Origin of the sequence: Flavobacterium sp. 120 (assembly GCF_003633605.1) — a bacterium.
GTDB lineage: Bacteria > Bacteroidota > Bacteroidia > Flavobacteriales > Flavobacteriaceae > Flavobacterium > Flavobacterium algoritolerans.
Genome location: NZ_RBKZ01000001.1, coordinates 2,940,533 through 2,958,256, shown reverse-complemented (window position 1 = coordinate 2,958,256; position 17,724 = coordinate 2,940,533). Strand labels below are relative to the sequence as shown.

At 35.0% G+C, this 17,724-nt stretch carries 20 protein-coding genes and 1 tRNA gene; 18 read left to right on the top strand and 3 right to left on the bottom strand.

Annotation, left to right across the window (positions count from 1 at the left end; genetic code table 11):
• Positions 1–74: 74 nt before the first annotated feature.
• Positions 75–734, bottom strand: coding sequence for a CBS domain-containing protein (locus C8C87_RS12675; RefSeq protein WP_121342843.1), 660 nt, complete (start codon positions 732–734; stop codon positions 75–77).
• Between the two features lie 114 nt (positions 735–848).
• On the opposite strand from C8C87_RS12675, the gene C8C87_RS12670 reads away from it, so the two are divergent.
• From C8C87_RS12670 to C8C87_RS12585, 18 genes are all read left to right on the top strand, one after another.
• Positions 849–1,562, top strand: coding sequence for a pyridoxine 5'-phosphate synthase (locus C8C87_RS12670; RefSeq protein WP_121342842.1), 714 nt, complete (start codon positions 849–851; stop codon positions 1,560–1,562).
• 105 nt (positions 1,563–1,667) lie between these two features.
• Complete coding sequence (locus tag C8C87_RS12665) at positions 1,668–2,426, top strand: alpha/beta fold hydrolase (protein ID WP_121342841.1); 759 nt, start codon at positions 1,668–1,670, stop codon at positions 2,424–2,426.
• A 54-nt stretch (positions 2,427–2,480) separates the two neighbouring features.
• Entirely contained in the window at positions 2,481–2,825 is a 345-nt protein-coding gene (locus C8C87_RS12660; RefSeq protein WP_099714356.1) for a phage holin family protein, read from the top strand.
• 87 nt (positions 2,826–2,912) lie between these two features.
• Positions 2,913–3,284, top strand: coding sequence for a hypothetical protein (locus C8C87_RS12655; protein ID WP_147402379.1), 372 nt, complete (start codon positions 2,913–2,915; stop codon positions 3,282–3,284).
• 154 nt (positions 3,285–3,438) lie between these two features.
• Positions 3,439–4,314 carry a DUF3347 domain-containing protein gene (locus C8C87_RS12650; RefSeq protein WP_121343372.1) on the top strand — a complete coding sequence of 292 codons (876 nt, stop codon included), beginning with the start codon at positions 3,439–3,441 and terminating at the stop codon, positions 4,312–4,314.
• A gap of 20 nt (positions 4,315–4,334) precedes the next feature.
• Positions 4,335–4,805: a TlpA disulfide reductase family protein gene (locus tag C8C87_RS12645; RefSeq protein WP_121342839.1), complete on the top strand. Its 471-nt coding sequence runs from the start codon at positions 4,335–4,337 to the stop codon at positions 4,803–4,805.
• A 6-nt stretch (positions 4,806–4,811) separates the two neighbouring features.
• On the top strand, positions 4,812–5,342 hold the full coding sequence (locus tag C8C87_RS12640; protein WP_099714360.1) for a heavy-metal-associated domain-containing protein: 531 nt from the start codon (positions 4,812–4,814) through the stop codon (positions 5,340–5,342).
• A complete protein-coding gene (locus C8C87_RS12635; protein ID WP_121342838.1) occupies positions 5,342–6,151 on the top strand; it encodes a hypothetical protein in 810 nt (269 codons plus the stop codon). Before C8C87_RS12640 ends, C8C87_RS12635 begins: the two co-directional genes overlap by 1 nt.
• Before the next feature lie 95 nt (positions 6,152–6,246).
• Complete coding sequence (locus C8C87_RS12630) at positions 6,247–6,975, top strand: DUF3347 domain-containing protein (RefSeq protein ID WP_121342837.1); 729 nt, start codon at positions 6,247–6,249, stop codon at positions 6,973–6,975.
• Positions 6,976–6,980: 5 nt separating this feature from the next.
• Positions 6,981–7,541 carry an AraC family transcriptional regulator gene (locus C8C87_RS12625; protein ID WP_121342836.1) on the top strand — a complete coding sequence of 187 codons (561 nt, stop codon included), beginning with the start codon at positions 6,981–6,983 and terminating at the stop codon, positions 7,539–7,541.
• A gap of 106 nt (positions 7,542–7,647) precedes the next feature.
• Complete coding sequence (locus C8C87_RS12620; protein WP_121342835.1) at positions 7,648–8,097, top strand: heavy metal-binding domain-containing protein; 450 nt, start codon at positions 7,648–7,650, stop codon at positions 8,095–8,097.
• 58 nt (positions 8,098–8,155) lie between these two features.
• Entirely contained in the window at positions 8,156–10,690 is a 2,535-nt protein-coding gene (locus C8C87_RS12615) for a heavy metal translocating P-type ATPase (protein WP_121342834.1), read from the top strand.
• Positions 10,691–10,751: 61 nt separating this feature from the next.
• Positions 10,752–12,983: a multicopper oxidase family protein gene (locus C8C87_RS12610; RefSeq protein WP_121343371.1), complete on the top strand. Its 2,232-nt coding sequence runs from the start codon at positions 10,752–10,754 to the stop codon at positions 12,981–12,983.
• A gap of 45 nt (positions 12,984–13,028) precedes the next feature.
• Positions 13,029–13,847 carry an MOSC domain-containing protein gene (locus C8C87_RS12605; RefSeq protein ID WP_121342833.1) on the top strand — a complete coding sequence of 273 codons (819 nt, stop codon included), beginning with the start codon at positions 13,029–13,031 and terminating at the stop codon, positions 13,845–13,847.
• A 582-nt stretch (positions 13,848–14,429) separates the two neighbouring features.
• Complete coding sequence (locus C8C87_RS12595; RefSeq protein WP_121342832.1) at positions 14,430–14,663, top strand: hypothetical protein; 234 nt, start codon at positions 14,430–14,432, stop codon at positions 14,661–14,663.
• Between the two features lie 230 nt (positions 14,664–14,893).
• A tRNA-Glu gene (locus C8C87_RS12590) sits at positions 14,894–14,965 on the top strand.
• Positions 14,966–15,219: 254 nt separating this feature from the next.
• Positions 15,220–15,393 carry a hypothetical protein gene (locus C8C87_RS15855; protein WP_199716384.1) on the top strand — a complete coding sequence of 58 codons (174 nt, stop codon included), beginning with the start codon at positions 15,220–15,222 and terminating at the stop codon, positions 15,391–15,393.
• A gap of 45 nt (positions 15,394–15,438) precedes the next feature.
• A complete protein-coding gene (locus C8C87_RS12585) occupies positions 15,439–15,816 on the top strand; it encodes a hypothetical protein (protein ID WP_121342831.1) in 378 nt (125 codons plus the stop codon).
• 160 nt (positions 15,817–15,976) lie between these two features.
• On the opposite strand, the gene C8C87_RS12580 is transcribed toward C8C87_RS12585, so the two are convergent.
• Together C8C87_RS12580 and C8C87_RS12575 are read right to left on the bottom strand one after the other, a co-directional pair.
• On the bottom strand, positions 15,977–16,411 hold the full coding sequence (locus C8C87_RS12580) for a hypothetical protein (protein ID WP_147402377.1): 435 nt from the start codon (positions 16,409–16,411) through the stop codon (positions 15,977–15,979).
• 272 nt (positions 16,412–16,683) lie between these two features.
• Positions 16,684–17,421: a hypothetical protein gene (locus C8C87_RS12575; protein ID WP_121342829.1), complete on the bottom strand. Its 738-nt coding sequence runs from the start codon at positions 17,419–17,421 to the stop codon at positions 16,684–16,686.
• Positions 17,422–17,724 lie beyond the last annotated feature (303 nt).

Here is a 17,724-nt window from a genome sequence, read left to right as displayed (position 1 = left end):
TTGTTTAATCGTTTAATGTTGATATGTTTATTTTAGCATTTAATCGATTAAAGAAATAATCGGTTAAACAAAAACTATATATTAAGGTATTTGTCTAAATAATCGGAGCGCTCTTTTAAATTATTGATATAATTGTCTTCTTGATGTTCTGATATGATTTCATAATTGTATCTTCTAAAAGTTTGTATGATTTCATTCATGGCGCCCAAAGTTATTTTCAAAGTAACTTCAACACTCTCAACATCCGCTTCCGATATGAACAGTCCTAAAAGTTTTCCGTTATTGCTTTCTATAATTTGAGTAATTTGACTCATCGAATAATCCAAAACTCCCTTTTTAACAACAATGATTCCTCCAGGTTCTTTTAAAAAAGGTGTTTCATGAAAAAATTTCATGATGTCCTCTATTTCATAATATCCTACATAGGTATTGTTTTCGTCCAAAACGGGAACTAAATTGGTGTGGTTTTTTGCGAAAACTTCTAAAACATCCAGCCACATCGTATTTGTTCTGGTAAAAAATCCTTCAAGAGTAAAACGATAATCCGCTACTTTTTTATCACTGTCAAAAGTCTCTATATCTTCGGATGCTATACTGCCAATATAAACGCCCTCTTCAACAATTGGAAAATGTGAAAAGTGTAACTCACTAAAAAAGTCTTGAATAGCCGCAATAGAATCGTGGCTTTCAATCGCTTTAAAGTCATTGGTAATATATTCTGTAATTTCTGTCATAAATCAATCGGCAATATTTCATGCAAAATAATCAAAAATAAGCAAAATCTCCTAAGTTTTACTTTGTATTTTTGCTCCAAGTAAATACTAGTATCTAAATCAAAAAGTGTTCTAATGACAAAGTTAAGTGTAAACATCAATAAAATAGCTACTTTGCGAAATGCTCGCGGAGGAAATGTTCCCGATTTATTAAGAGTAGCCACCGATATTCAAAAGTTTGGTGCCGAAGGAATCACCATTCATCCCCGTCCGGATGAGCGCCACATTCGCTATCAAGATGCGCGAGATTTAAAGGCTATCGTTTACACCGAATATAATATTGAAGGAAATCCAGAGCAAACATTTATCGATCTTGTTCTTGAAATAAAACCGACTCAAGTCACTTTGGTGCCGGATGCAATCGATGCCATAACCTCTAATGCGGGTTGGGATACCATAAAACACGCTTCGTATTTAACCGAAATCGTTCAGGAATTTCAACGCAACGGAATCCGAACTTCCATTTTTGTGGATCCTGTTCTCGAAATGATTGAAGGCGCGAAGAAAATTGGAACTGAAAGAATCGAGTTGTACACCGAAGCATTTGCACATCAATACAGTTTAGGAAATCAAAACGGAATTTTGCCGTACACACAATCAGCAGTTTTGGCAAACGAACTTGGATTAGGAATCAACGCAGGTCACGACTTGAGTTTAGACAACATTCAGTTTTTTAAACAAAATATTCCGGGATTACTCGAAGTTTCTATCGGTCACGCGTTAATTTCTGAAGCCATTTATCTAGGATTGGATAATGTGGTAAATATGTATTTGCAAAAATTAAAATAGTTTTTTAAACCATTAAGAAATTAAGATAGATGAAGTCAAAAGCTTCATGACCTTAATTTCTTAATGGTTTATAATTTAAATTATAACGTTAAAATCTAAAACCATATGCTTTTTTCAAAAATAGAAGGCTCAGGGCAACCGCTTTTAATCCTTCACGGATTCTTGGGAATGTCCGATAATTGGAAAACACTCGGAACGCAATTTGCGGCTGATTTTCAAGTTCATATTCTCGATTTACGCAACCACGGTCGAAGCTTGCATTCAGAAGAGTTCAGTTATGAAATCATGGCGCAGGATGTTTACGAGTATTGCCAAGCTCATAATTTAGCAAACATAAATGTCATTGGTCATTCGATGGGTGGAAAAGTAGCGATGCTTTTGGCAACGACACATCCGGAATTAGTAAGTAAATTAATTGTGGCTGATATTGGACCAAAATTTTATCCGCAACATCATCAGGATATTTTGGCGGGATTGAACGCCGTCGATTTTTCAAAAAAACCAAGCCGAAGTGATGTCGAAGAAATTATGGAAAAGTATATTCCTGATTTTGGAACCAGACAATTCTTAATGAAAAATTTATTTTGGCTAGAGCCGGGACAACTCGCTTTCCGATTTAATTTAGCAGTATTTAATCATAAAATGGATGAAATAGGAGTTCCGTTACCGGAGAATTCAATTTTTGAAAAGCCAACTCTTTTTATTCGCGGAGGAAAATCTAATTATATTTTGGACAGTGATTTCGAAAATATAAAACAACATTTTCCTGATTCAAGCATCGAAACGATTCCGAATGTAGGGCATTGGCTTCATGCCGAAAACCCAACTGAGTTTTACCAAAAAGTAAGTTCTTTTTTGAAATGACCGTGATAATTTTAAATTTTCACTACATTTATTAAAATTTTAAAACAAAATTCCATGAATTTACTGATCAAAATTCTTATCACTTCGGGCTTAGTATTGCTAATTGCGAATTTTATGCCGGGGGTTCATGTAGCAGGATTTACTACAGCATTAATCGTAGCAATTGTTCTGGGGTTACTTAATATATTTATCAAGCCAATATTGGTAATACTTACATTGCCGGTTACCATCATTACTTTAGGATTGTTTTTATTGGTAATTAATGCATTAATGATTTTGTTGTGTACAAAAATTGTGGGCGGATTTAGCGTAGACACCTTTTGGACCGCCTTATTCTTTAGTATCATCTTGTCATTATTACAGTCCATAATGAATGGAATATTAGGCGAAGGAAAATAAGGAATTGTTTTAACATGTATTTGTGAATGAATTAATTTACAGTATTTGTATAATTTTATACCTTTGTGCTTCTATATAAGATAAACAATGTCGAAAAAGTTTTACATAGTGCTATTAGTTATGCTTGGTTTCTTTATGACACCAAGCGTGGCTTTTGCATGTGGAACAAAAACAGAGAAGGCATGTTGCAAAAAAGAATCCTCTTCAAAAAAGGATAAAAAAGAATGTTGTAAAAAAGAACAGTCTTCAAAAGAGAAATCTCATGAAGGTTGTAATGGTGCTTGTAAAAATGTTACTTGCAGCAGTTCAACCGTCTATTTAGGGATGACTTCGTTGTCTTACACTGAATTAAATACTCAACTCTTTAGTTTTTCTACTGAAAAACAAAATTACTATTACTCAGAAATCTTTATTTCCTCAGATTTCCGTTCTATTTGGCTTCCACCTAAAATAAGCTAAATTCCTTTCTCTGACAGCCAAAAGACTGTCTATTTCAAAGCATTTTATGCTTTTACAATCATTAAATTTTAGTCGAATACAATTTGAAATGTAGCGAAATACGCTATTTTTTTCAATGTTTTTGCGACTAATTCAACTCAAAATTTTTCATACAATGAACTCAATAAAAAGAATATTGATGGCAATAACACTATTGCTTTCAGTTACAATTGCAAGCGCGCAAATTAAAAATGCTACAACAGAAACAGTAAAAATATACGGAAACTGTGACATGTGTAAAAGCAAGATAGAAACTGCCGGAACCCTGAAAAAAGTAGCGAAAGTCGAGTGGAATAAAGATTCCAAAATGGCAACACTTACGTATGATTCCTCTAAAACGACTCAAGACGAAATCTTGAAACGCATCGCTTTAGCCGGTTACGACAGCGATAAATTTCTTGCCCCGGATGATACTTACGATGCATTACATGGATGTTGTCAATATGAAAGAGAAGCAAAAGTAGCTGTTTCAACAGAGATGAAGATGGAAAGTGCTGCTGCAGAGAATCATGCAAACCACGCCAGTCATTCTGATACTGCAGTTGTAAAACAACAAGTGGATACGGAATTAAAAGTTGTTTTTGATACCTATTTCTTATTGAAAGATGCTTTGGTAAAAACAGACGGAAAAGCTGCCGCTACTGTTGCGAAAGACCTTTTGACAGCATTAAATGGAGTGAAAATGAACAATCTTGCTATGGATGTTCACATCGTTTGGATGAAAGAAATGAACGGTTTAAGGGCTGGCGCCAAGAATATTTCGGAAACACAAGACATCAAACGTCAAAGAGAAATTTTTATTCCTTTTTCAAAATCAATGTACGAATTGATAAAAGTGGCTAAATACGAAACTCCGGTTTACCTTCAGTTTTGTCCTATGGCTAATGACGGTAAAGGCGCAAACTGGTTGAGTAAAGAGAACGCGGTTAAAAACCCCTATTACGGTTCTCAAATGATGACTTGCGGAAAAACAGTCGAAACGATTCAATAACTGTATAAAAGGAATATAAAATGAAAAAAATAATGCTGCTATTCAGTTTAATAATCAGTATTTCAACTGCAACTGCACAAATGAAAATTGGAGACAGCCTGCCTGATTTTCAACTTAAAAATAATAAAGAAGGAACAATAAATTTGACTTCTCTGAAAGGAAAAACAGTCTTAATTGATTTTTGGGCTTCTTGGTGTGCGCCTTGTAGACTGGCCAATAAAAAGCTGGCTCCTTTATACAATCAATATAAAAATGACAACTTCGAAATTATTGGGATATCGCTGGATACGGACAAAACCAAGTGGATGAATGCTATTCAAAAAGATAAATTAGCATACGAGCAATTAATTGATGCTAAAGGTTTTGATGCTAAATCTGCGCTGCTTTTTGGAGTAGAAGCATTACCTAATTCGTATCTATTTGATGCATCAGGAAAATTAGTTGCCGTCAATCCAACGGAGCAAGAAATAATAATGCAAATAAAAAAATAAAGTAAAATGAAAAATATAAATTTAAAATTCATTGGTATCGCTTGTTTGTTTTTAATAACAAGTATAAAATCCTATTCTCAAATTTCAAAAGCGGAAATAATTGCTACAGGTTTAACGTGTTCTATGTGTTCCAATGCGATAAACAAACAACTAAAAGCAACCGTTGGTGTGGACAGCGTGAGTACTGATTTGAACACAAATACCTTCACGGTTTATTTTAAAAAAGAAAGTAAAATAATGCCAAGAGTACTGAAAGAAGGTGTTGAAAAAGCAGGTTTTTTTATCGGTTCATTAGTAATTACGGTACCTACAGAGAACTTAAAGATCGAAGGAGATAAAACCATTTCATTAAACGGATCCACTTTCGTTTTATTGAATGAAGAACTTAAAAACAGTAACGGGGAAACAAAATTGAAGGTTTATGATAAAGGATATGTAACTCAAAAAGAGCATAAAAAACTGCTTAAAACGTTTTCAAAAACAGCGTCATATCCATTGGATAACGAAGACGATTACCATATCAAAACTGTAATTTAATGAGGAAGTTTTTAATCGCATTTTCGTTTTTTCTTATTCAAGGAATATCGGCTCAGGAACTTTTTGTGGTTACTGATCCGGCAAGCAATGTTCCTGCGGGTTCATTAGGAATTCGTTTGGGACAATCCATTTTCAAGGAACAAATGAAATCAGGATATAGTTATCATCTCATGCCAGAAGTTACGTGGGGTATCAATAAAAATTTGATGGTGAGAACATCAATGTTTGTTAGCAATAGAAGCAATCAATTGGTTACTGAAGGCACCAGTTTTTATACTAAATATCGTTTCCTGTCCACGGATGATTTGCATAGTCATTTCAGGATGGCAGCATTTGGAAGATATAGTTTTAATAATGCCGATATCCATCAGGAACAGATAGAGATTATGGGGCATAATACTGGTTTTGAAACGGGAATAGTTGCTACGCAGCTTATAAAAAAGGTAGCCATAAGTGCTTCTGTCAGTTTTGAAAAAGCATTTGATAATAAACCGGATTACAGATTTCCAACAACACAAAGTGATAACGCTACCAATTATACGGTATCGTTAGGAAGATTGATGTATCCAAAAAAATACACTAATTTTAAGCAAACAAATATCAATACAATGCTTGAGTTTGTTGGGCAGACATTAAACGAAAATGGTAAATCATATTTGGATATTGTGCCTTCCATTCAATTTATTGTAAACAGCCAGGCACGGATTGATGTGGCATACAGACAAGAATTATACAGTTCTATGCTGCGTTCTGCGCCCAATGGATTTTATCTGAACTTAGAATATAATTTTTTCAATGTTTCAAAATGATACAAGTGATAATCATTATCATTTGAATTTTAAAAAAGCAGTCGTCAAATAATACAGCAATTCGCTACAATAATTAACAATTAATAATTCATTAAATGAAAAATACAATCCTATCAATAATCACATTAGCATTAGTGTCGGTTTCTTGTAACCAAAAAAATAAAGAAACGGAAGCTGACAAACCGGTTGCAACCAAAACGACATCGGAATTGTATTCGTGTCCAATGCATCCTGAAGTTACCGGTGAAAAAGGAGCAGAATGTTCGGAATGTGGAATGGAACTATCAGAGAAAGTGGCGCAAATGCCAAAGGCGGAAAAAAATGATGCCGTAACGACTGATGTTGAAACAGAAAATACGGTAGCAACCACTAAAACTGTTGCTGCAAATTCGTTTACAATTAATGAAATAGTAAGCAATTATTTAAAGCTTAAAAACGCATTGGTGAAAGATGATTCTAAAGCCGCAGCTAATGCTGGAAAAGGGTTGTATGCCACGTTTGACAAAGTAAATTCGAATACTATTTCAAATGTAAAACTGAAAAACAAGTTCAATGACATTGCCGAAAATGCTAAAAAAAATGTAAAACATATTGGTGATAACGCCGGGAAAATAGATCATCAAAGAGAATATTTTGCGCTGTTGAGCAAAGATGTACATGATTTGATAAAAACCTTTGGAACAGACCAAAAATTATATCAGGATTATTGCCCAATGTACAATGAAGGGAAAGATGGCTATTGGATAAGCGAAACCAAAGACGTTAAAAACCCATATTACGGTTCTGAGATGTTAACTTGTGGTCGAATGGTGGAAGCAATTTAATAGCGATGAAATTCTACATCAAAAATATGGTATGCGATCGCTGTAAAATGGTTGTGAAATCCGAACTCGAAAAGATTGGAATTTTTCCTGTTTCGGTGGAGTTGGGGGAAGTGGAACTATTAGAAAATTTCAAGGAGAATCAAAAGCAGGAGTTAGAAGTAAAATTACAATCGCTTGGATTTGAATTGCTAGAAGACAAAACAACGATACTTATAGAAAAGATTAAATGCCTAATTATTGATTTGGTACACCATCAAAATAATGAATTAAAAACCAATTTATCGTACTATTTGTCAGGGCAACTAGGGCAAGATTACAGCACTTTGAGTAATTTATTTTCAGAAGTTCAAGGCACAACTATTGAGCATTATTTTATTGCTCAAAAAATTGAAAAAGTAAAGGAGTTATTAATGTATAAAGAATTAACTTTAAGTGAAATTGCAATTAAATTGAATTACAGCGATGTAGCGCATTTGAGTAATCAGTTTAAAAAAATCACGGGCGTAACGCCAACTCATTTTAAACAATTAAAAGAAAATAACAGATTGCAAATTGATGGCTTGTAAAACTTACAAATCATTTCCAAAATTCTACAACAAGTCAAAATATCAGGTCGAGTACCTTTGAACAGTAGAAATGAATCTTTAGTTTAATATTTTAATAATAGAAAAAATGAAAACATTAATTATCGTACTAAGCGTGTTCTTAGCAGTAAATTCAATGGTATCAGCTCAAGAAGCTGTGAAATCTTCCCAAAAGGAAATGCATAAAGAAATGTATTCGTGTCCCATGCACCCAAAAGAGATGAGCAGCAAAGGAGGAGAGTGCAGTAAATGTGGAATGAAATTAGTAAAAACACTAAAACACGACACCTCAGGTAAAGGGAAAAAAACAGCAATAGTTTCAACATACGTTTGCAAAATGGACGGCACAACTGCTGATAAACCAGGAAAATGCTCTAAATGCGGAATGAAAATGACTCCTCAGGACGTTCAAAAAACCGCCTATTCTTGTCCAATGCACCCGAAAGAAATGAGTGATAAACCAGCTAAATGTCCCAAATGTGGTATGCAAATGACTCCAAAAAAAAGTGACAAAAAAGAAGAGAATCATCAACATTAAAATTTTTTAAAATCGGTTCTATACTTTTTATAGAACCGATTTTTTTTAATTCAACATTATGAAACATACCTATACAATCACTGGAATGTCTTGCGACGGTTGTCGTTCTAAGGTCGAAAAAACATTGAATGCTATCGATGGAATTCATGCGACAGTTACTTTGGATCCGCCAATAGCGACGATAACAATGGATGAACACCTTTCCACTACTCAATTACAAGAGACCTTAACCGCAGCAGGAAACTATACAATTGCCATGAATAATGCGACTGATTTTCATGGGACTACCGAAAAGCCAATCGAAAAATCATGTTGCAGTTCAAATAAACAACAAGAGAAACCAACCGTAATTTTACCCAATAATGCACAAGGTAAATACTATTGCCCGATGCATTGTGAGGGCGAAAAAGTCTATGATAAACCCGGAAGTTGCCCGGTGTGCGGAATGAATTTGGAAAAAGTCCCAGAATTAAGTGCCGCAAAAATAATATACAAGTGTCCCATGCATCCTGAAGTTATCAAAGACGGTCCCGGTTCGTGTCCCATTTGCGGAATGGATTTAGTACCAATGGAACCTACCGATTCTGAAGAAAATAAGGTGTACAATGATTTGGTGCGCAAAATGAAAATAGCGGTAGTCTGTACAGTTCCTATTTTTATTATTGCCATGTCAGATATGATTCCGAATAATCCATTAATGAAAATTATGGATACACAAAACTGGAATTGGGTACAATTAATACTCTCGCTTCCAGTCGTTTTTTATGCGTGTTGGATGTTTTTTGAGCGCGCTTGGAAATCCATCATTACTTGGAATCTCAATATGTTTACCCTTATCGGAATTGGTACAGGCGTGGCGTTTTTATTTAGTTTAGTTGGGATGTTTTTTCCAGCTGTTTTTCCGGATGAATTTAAAACGCATAACGGAACGGTTTCGCTCTATTTTGAAGCAACAACAGTCATATTAACATTGGTTTTATTGGGACAATTGTTAGAAGCCAGAGCACACAGCCAAACAAGTGGAGCCATAAAAGAATTGTTGAAATTAGCGCCGACCCAAGCCGTTTTGGTTCGCGATGGAAAAGATACGGTCATCTCGATTCACGACATCAAAAAAGGCGATTTATTGCGTGTAAAACCTGGAGATAAAATCCCGGTGGATGGAAAAATCACCAATGGCGAAAGTACCATTGATGAATCGATGATTACGGGTGAACCCATTCCTGTTGATAAAAAAATAGGCGACAGCATTAGTTCCGGAACGATAAACGGCAATAAATCCTTTGTGATGATTGCTGAAAAAGTAGGTTCGGAAACCTTGCTTTCGCAAATTATACAAATGGTCAATAACGCCAGTCGTTCTAAAGCACCGATTCAGAAACTAGCGGATAAAATCGCTAAATATTTTGTGCCAATTGTGGTTTTTGTATCTGCAATTACCTTTTTTGTTTGGGCACAATTTGGTCCTGAACCCGCAATGGTTTATGGGTTTATCAATGCAATTGCCGTATTGATAATTGCCTGTCCTTGCGCTTTAGGATTGGCTACACCCATGTCGGTGATGGTTGGTGTTGGGAAAGGAGCACAATCGGGAGTTTTGATAAAAAACGCCGAAGCACTGGAAAACATGAACAAAGTAAATGTTCTGATTACCGATAAAACAGGAACCATCACGGAAGGAAAACCTTCTGTGGAGAAAGTATTTTCCTTGAATAATGAAGAAGATTCTTTGCTGCAAAGCATCGCATCTTTAAATCAATACAGCGAACATCCTTTGGCGCAAGCCGTAGTCAATTTTGCGAAAGCGAAAGTAGTTTCATTAATCGAAGTAAAGGATTTCGAAGCAATTTCTGGTAAAGGAGTCATTGGGACAGTAACCAACAAAAAAGTGGCGCTCGGAAATAAAAAATTAATGGAGCAGGTGAATGTTTTAGTTTCCGAAGAATTAGAAAATAAAATCACAGCCGAACAAAAACTGGGAAAAACGGTTTCTTACATTTCAGTGGACGGAATCGCGGTAGGATTTGTATCTATAACTGACGCCATAAAAGCAACAAGTGTCGAAGCCATAAAAGAACTGATGCGCCAAGGAGTTGAGGTGATTATGCTAACGGGCGATAATGAAAATACGGCAAAAGCAGTGGCGACACAATTGAATCTAAGTTCGTTTAAAGCGAGCTGTTTGCCCGAAGACAAGCTGAAAGAAATTAAACGATTGCAATCCGAAGGGAAAATTGTGGCTATGGCAGGTGACGGAATCAACGATGCTCCGGCTTTGGCGCAAGCCGACATCGGAATTGCTATGGGAACCGGAACAGATGTGGCTATTGAAAGCGCGAAAATAACGTTGGTGAAAGGTGATTTGCAAGGCATTGTGAAAGCGAAAAATTTAAGCCATGCCGTGATGAAAAATATCAAGCAAAATTTATTCTTTGCCTTTTTCTATAATGTCATGGGAATTCCAATTGCTGCGGGCGTTTTGTATCCATTTTTTGGAGTGTTGCTTTCGCCAATGATTGCGGCTTTGGCAATGAGTTTCAGCTCTGTTTCCGTAATTGCAAATGCGTTACGATTGCGAAATTTAAAATTATAAAATGAAATCGGCATGAAGAATGGCGATGCGATGTTCCGCTAAAAAAAAACAGTATCTTAATATGAAAAAATACTCTATAATTATAATCTTGCTTTTTGCTTTGAATGCTGCTGCGCAAAAAGTAGTTCGTTACGATTTATATGTTCGGGATACGATTGTCACTTTTGGTGATAAACCCAAAAGAGCAATTGCCGTAAACGGACAAATTCCCATGCCAACACTCACGTTTACCGAAGGCGACATTGCCGAAATTTATGTGCATAATGAATTAAATGAAGATACTTCGTTGCATTGGCACGGATTATTTTTGCCCAATAAAGAAGACGGCGTGCCTAATTTGACACAAATGCCCATCAAACCACACACTACGCATAAATATACGTTCCCAATTATTCAGCATGGAACGCATTGGTACCACAGTCACACGGGTTTGCAGGAACAAATTGGGATGTACGGTTCTTTTGTAATGAATAAAAAATCGGATGATCCAACCTTTAGAAAAGGAATTGATGATTTGCCAACCGTTCCAATTATTCTGAGTGAATGGACGGATATGAAACCGGAAAATGTGCATCGAATGTTACACAATGCGACGGATTGGTTTGCGATTCAAAAAGGTACTACGCAAAGCTATTCTGAAGCTATAAAAGCGGGACATTTCAAGACAAAAGTCACCAACGAATGGAAACGAATGAACGCCATGGATGTAAGTGATGTGTATTACAATAAATTCCTGATCAACGGGAAAAATGAAAGCCAGCTTTCGCAGTTTAAGGCGGGAGATAAAGTCCGATTGCGGATTTCCAATGGTGGTGCTTCTACCTATTTTTGGTTGAATTATGCCGGAGGAAAAATCACCGTGGTTGCCAGTGATGGAAATGATGTGGAACCTATTGAAGTCGACCGATTAATCGTTGCTGTTTCTGAAACGTATGATGTTGTTGTAACGATTCCTGCGGATAAAACGGCGTATGAGTTTTTAGTCACTTCAGAGGATAGGACCAAATCGGCATCATTGTATTTAGGAAATGGCATCAAGCAACTGATTGCGCCTTTGCCAAAATTAAAGTATTTTGAAGGGATGAAAATGATGAACGGTATGATGAAAATGAATGGTGATTTAGATGATATGGGCATGCAAATGTCACTGAATCAAATGGACATGAATGTGGTGATGTATCCTGAAATTACTGGAAACAGTCAAAAGTCAAAAGGTGAAAGTCAGAAAAATGATGAACATGCCAATCACAATCAGTACGATTCTAATGCACTTTCGGATATCACGACATTGAATTATGCGATGCTGAAATCACCCACGAAAACAACATTGCCAAAAGACGCACCGGTAAAAGAATTGCGGTTTGAATTATCAGGAAACATGAATCGGTATGTTTGGAGTCTGGATAATAAAGTAGTTTCGGAAACCGATAAAATTCTAATTAAAAAAGGAGAGAATGTTCGAATTGTACTCTTCAATGGCTCCATGATGCGTCATCCCATGCATTTACACGGACACGATTTTAGAGTGCTCAACGGAAAAGAAGAATTCGCACCGCTGAAAAACATCATCGATATTATGCCGATGGAAACCGATACGATTGAGTTTAATGCAAATGTTAAAGGGGATTGGTTTTTTCATTGTCACATTCTCTATCACATGATGGCGGGAATGGGCAGGGTTTTTAGTTATGAAAATCAAGAGCCAAATCCTTTGATTCCAAATCCAAAATTAGCGCAACGCAAATTGTTTGCTGATGACAGAGCTTTTCATGTGATGGCGGAAAATGATTTTGCCACCAATGGAAACGATGGAATGTTGATGATTCAAAACACGCGTTGGAGTATTGGTACCGAATGGCGTTTGGGCTACACCAATCATCACGGGTATGAAACCGAAACGCACATTGGACGTTACATCGGGAAAATGCAATGGTTGATGCCGTTTATTGGTTTTGACTGGCGGTATCGAAAAATGGAAATGGGAGAAATGGAAGAGAATCTTTTTGGTCAAACCAATACCAAAGACAATCGCGCTGTTTTCAGTGCCGGAGTCGAATATACGTTACCGATGCTCATTAAAGCACAAGCCGAAGTATTCACAGACGGGAATTTCAGATTGCAATTTGAACGCATGGATATTCCGGTTTCCAAAAGATTGCGCATGAATTTAATGTGGAATACGGACAAAGAATACATGGCGGGTTTGCGCTATATTGTCAAGAGAAATTTCGGAATTACCACGCATTACGACAGTGATATGGGATTAGGTTTTGGATTGAGTATGAATTATTAAAAACGGAATACTTTGTTTTTGTAATTTTGGGAAAAATATACTGCTATGGTACAACTTTCAGAAATCTGGATTTATCCTGTAAAATCATTAGGTGGAATTAAATTGCAAGAAGCTCAAGTGACCGATCGTGGTTTGGAACACGATCGCCGTTGGCTGTTAGTTGATGAAAACGGATTGTTTCTGTCGCAAAGGGAACACTCGGAATTAGCTCTTTTTCAACCTGAAATTGCTGGGAATTTTCTGAATATTACACATCGCGTGCAATTAGAAACAATACAACTTCCGTTGCATCAATTTTTTTCGGAGACCAAAACTAAAATTGATGTGATGGTTTGGGAGGACTCCATTCAGGCGTATGAAGTCGATTCGGTTATTTCAGATTGGTTTTCCAGAATATTGGGATTTTCGGCTCGTTTGGTTTACATGCCCGAAGAAAGTCACCGAAAAGTAGAGGCTAAATATGCCGTTACGGAAGCTGATATTAATTCTTTTTCGGATGGCTATCCTTTTTTGTTGATTGGTCAATCGTCCTTGGATGATTTGAATTCGCGTATGAAGGAAGCATTGCCTATGAATCGGTTTCGACCTAATTTTGTTTGTACAGGCGGTGACGCTTATGAAGAAGAATCTTGGAAAGAATTTACAATTGGGGAGCTAACTTTTTTTGGGGTGAAACCTTGCGGAAGATGTGTAATGACAACTATTGACCAAGAAAAAGGAGTGACCTCAGGAAAAGATCCTTTACGGACTTTGGCAAAATACAGAACAGTAGGGAATAGCGTGTTGTTTGGGCAAAACTTGATAGGTTCTGGAACTGGTCGTGTTGCTGTTGGTGATGCTATTGCTGTTTTGATTTCTATTTAAGTTTCCCAATTTCTTACTCAAATTTATAGCTTTTTGAAATAGCTAAAAAGTCGGGAGACGCCGTAGTGCAACCCGACTTTTAATACTATTCTCGTTTATAGCTTTTGTGTTATAACGTATTTATGAGCAATCAAATCAGTCTTTTTTATGTTGTTCCGTATGATTTTGATTTCCGTGAATCGTATGGTCTCCCACATTCATTCCGTTTGACATCCCGATCATAAAGGCGGTTATAATTAGCATAATTTTTCTTTTTGCCCAATGAATAGGGCGTTTAGATTCCTCTAAACGTGTTTTAGTTTTGTGTTTATACATTTTGTAAATGATAAATGATTAGACATTTGGTATCATCTTTATGCATGGAATTGCATAAATACGTAGAAAGAAATTTCTAGGCTGTGTATAAACTTTTATAGGAATTTCGGGAAGTAATCATCTCATTTATAAAAATGTATTGAGATGTAAATGAACGTACTTTTTGATAAAGCTGCGTTTGTAATTTTAGAAGAACGGGAATTTGAAGACTAAAAACATCTTGAAATTGGAGATAAGCTAACTGAAATAAGAATACCGTTTTTTCAGATGAATTTATCTGATGGAACACATATAATTTCGAATCCTTATGGTTTAATTCTCGTCTTAGAATTACGTTCGAGAATTGGTAATAATCTGCTGAATTTGATGGAGAATCTAAAGCGCCATCATTTACCATCAGGCCAAAAGCCAGAAAGAGAGAAAGGAGATATTTTAGATACTTTGTCAATCTATTTAGTTTTAATTAATACTTTCAAAAGTACAAAAGTAACGTTGAATTAAGGACTATTTTTTTATTATTTGTGTTTACAAGCGTTGTCTTTCATTAGATTTTAGATTTGTTCTTTGAAAAATCAGCTCGTTTTAAAAAAAACTTATTTGTGGTAGCTGTTAGTTCTGAATTGATTACAATTTACAAGTTCAATATAGGCTGTTTTTATATGAAGGTTTTTGGGTTTGGCTTTGAGCATCTCAAAAATAGTGCTATTTTTGCACCCGAAACATTGAAAAATGGCCCGTTCGTCTATCGGTTAGGACGCATGGTTTTCATCCATGTAAGAGCGGTTCGATTCCGCTACGGGCTACATTCTAAATTACAATCTTAAAAAAGCCTCGAAAATTATTTTTCGAGGCTTTTTTTGTTATTGGTTTTGGCTATTGGTTTTTATATGATTTACTAATTATTGTGGGCGTAAAGAGACGATTGCGCAGCTTGTTCATTGAAAATGCGTGAATTATACAATTATTGCTAAAAATTGTATTACATTTTTGCCAATGTATAGGGGTATTTTTGCTTCTTAGTAACAAATTATTTGAACCATCATTTAAAACTATTTACATGAATAACCCCTCAGCACCAAAGAAAATAACTTGGATTATAGGATTGATTTGCGGTATACTTGGAATTATTGGACATTTCATAGATGTTCAAGTTTTAACAGAACATAATTACACATTATTGCTTGTTGGTTTCTTTGTTTTGGCAGTAGGAACAACTGTAAAAGGAGTTTAAATATGCTAGGATGAGAAACAAGTATTAATATAAAAACATATAATAATGTCAGAAAAAAACAAAAAACAATTTGGTGTTTGGATGGATTTACATCATGCAACTATTGTAGGAAGAGAAAATGTAGATTCAGGTGAGTTCGTAATATTAGGTCACGAAAAAGTTGACGGACAAGGTGGTAATTCAAGCGAAAACGCAGCAAACAATGCTGAAAGAGATTTACTTCATAAACTATTCAAAAACATTACGGCTCATATGCAAAATGTTGATGAATTGCATGTAACAGGAACTGGTACTGCTCAAGAACAATTTATTAAATATTTGAATGAGACTCCACAGTATAAAAATGTTGCGACTAAAGAAAGTACTTCTAATAAAATGGATGATGAAAGTTTAATTGAATATGTGACTACACAGTTCAACTAATCGCTTTAAAAAAAAAGCAATTTTTATTGGTTAAAATGAAATGCCTCCAAAAAAGTCAAAAGCTATTTGGAGGCATTTTTGTGGAGAGAAAAGTCAGAGACGTTTGCGCAACTTTTACGACAACTTTATTCTTTGAATGAACTCTTTGTGGAGTAAAGTATTAATCAATAGTTCCACATTTAAAAGTGTTATATTCTATATTTAATTTTTTAAACATCATTTCAAAGTCCTCTATTTTAGAATTATATTCTGTTTTTCCGTATTTGAGGTAAATTGTTGTTTTTAAGTCACCTCTGATTATAAATTTCTTTTTATATGGTTTACATTTTCGTCCATAAAATTTCATGTAAATTCTATTATCGACAATGTCTTTAGGATTAATATAAAAAATGTCAATTCCATCAAAATCAGTACAACATTTTGCTTCGATTCTTTTTTTGCCGGAGTATATTTCAGTAAATGTTCCAATTAAAGTATCTCTAGTATTTTTTTCAATGGTTAACAAATTAACTTGAAAGTCCTTTTTTAAGTTTTTAGTTTGACTAATTATAGATAGACTAAAAAGTATGAATACTATGTAAATAATCTTTCCCATTTCAACTGTTTTACAACGTTTATTATTTTTTATTTTCACAATTATAAATAAGTTTTTCTTTACAATTCTGATTTTCGGAGTTATGTAGCCAAACTTGCATATAAGTTTGAAATCATCCGCTGCGCAAAGTCTCCTGACTTTGTACCAAATCCTATATGCCGTTAACATTTTATAATTATTTGCTTATTATAGTAGGCGCAAAGTCAGAGACGTTTGCGCAGCTTAAATGTTAAATTTATTCTTTGAGAGAACACTTTGCAGAGCTAGGGACTTTAATTCAGATTTATCATTTTTCCTAATAATTTTACAGGAGGCATACAAACAGTAGTTGTAAAACGGATTCCTTCGTCATTATTTTTATGGTGTATGATTTTAGGGAATCCTTCCCATACATTTTCAATTAACAAAATAACCAAGTCTGTATTAAAAGTTGAATTTGTTTCAAAAATTAGGTCTTTATCCGCTTTAGTAAAAACTCCTGAAATTACATCAGCTGCAACATACTTTAGTTTTTTCAAATGCTCATTTTCGGTGATAAAATTCGGATTTGATCTTTCACATTTGCTAACTAATAATATACTGAACGAGTTAAGTGCGGTCACATCATAAAGAATATCGTGTATTGGGTCGAATGTTACATTTTCTTTAAACCTCTTTTTTACAAATCTTGCTTCTGAAATATTAATGCTTTCAATAAAAAAAGGAAGATATTTAGCTCTTTCCAAATTGAAAACATTTAGGCCTGGGTTTAACGTGTTGAAATAAATCTTCTTTTTTTTACCATCTCTCGCTTTCGAATGAATGTTTCCATCTGTATGAAATGAAATATGGTCTGGTAGATATCCAGAGTCAATTATTCCTGTTTCAAGATTTTCCACTTCACTTTCAATATTACTTCCATAAGGATAATGGTAAAACAACTCAGTTTTTTCATGACTTGCTCTAATGCTACCACCATACAAAATTTGTTCATTAATCTTAAAAAAGATTCTGTATTCTGTGTTTTTCATAAGATAACTGCTAATTTGTATTCAGATGTGATGAAATTGTACAATGTTTAATTTCAAATATATAATAATTATCTTATAAATTATCAAAGCAATTTTATATTATTGAAAACCTCGAGCCGCGTGAAGGATGGCAGTGAAAATCCTTTTATGAAGCGAAGCGCAATAAAAGATTATAACGTACAGCCTGACCCAAAGTTGCGAGGAGGAACGACGAAGTAATCTGCAGGGACACGCCCAAATTATTTTCCTTTTCTAACCTCTGATTTTGTCAAATAACTGCCTAAAATTCAATCCCGTCCCGTC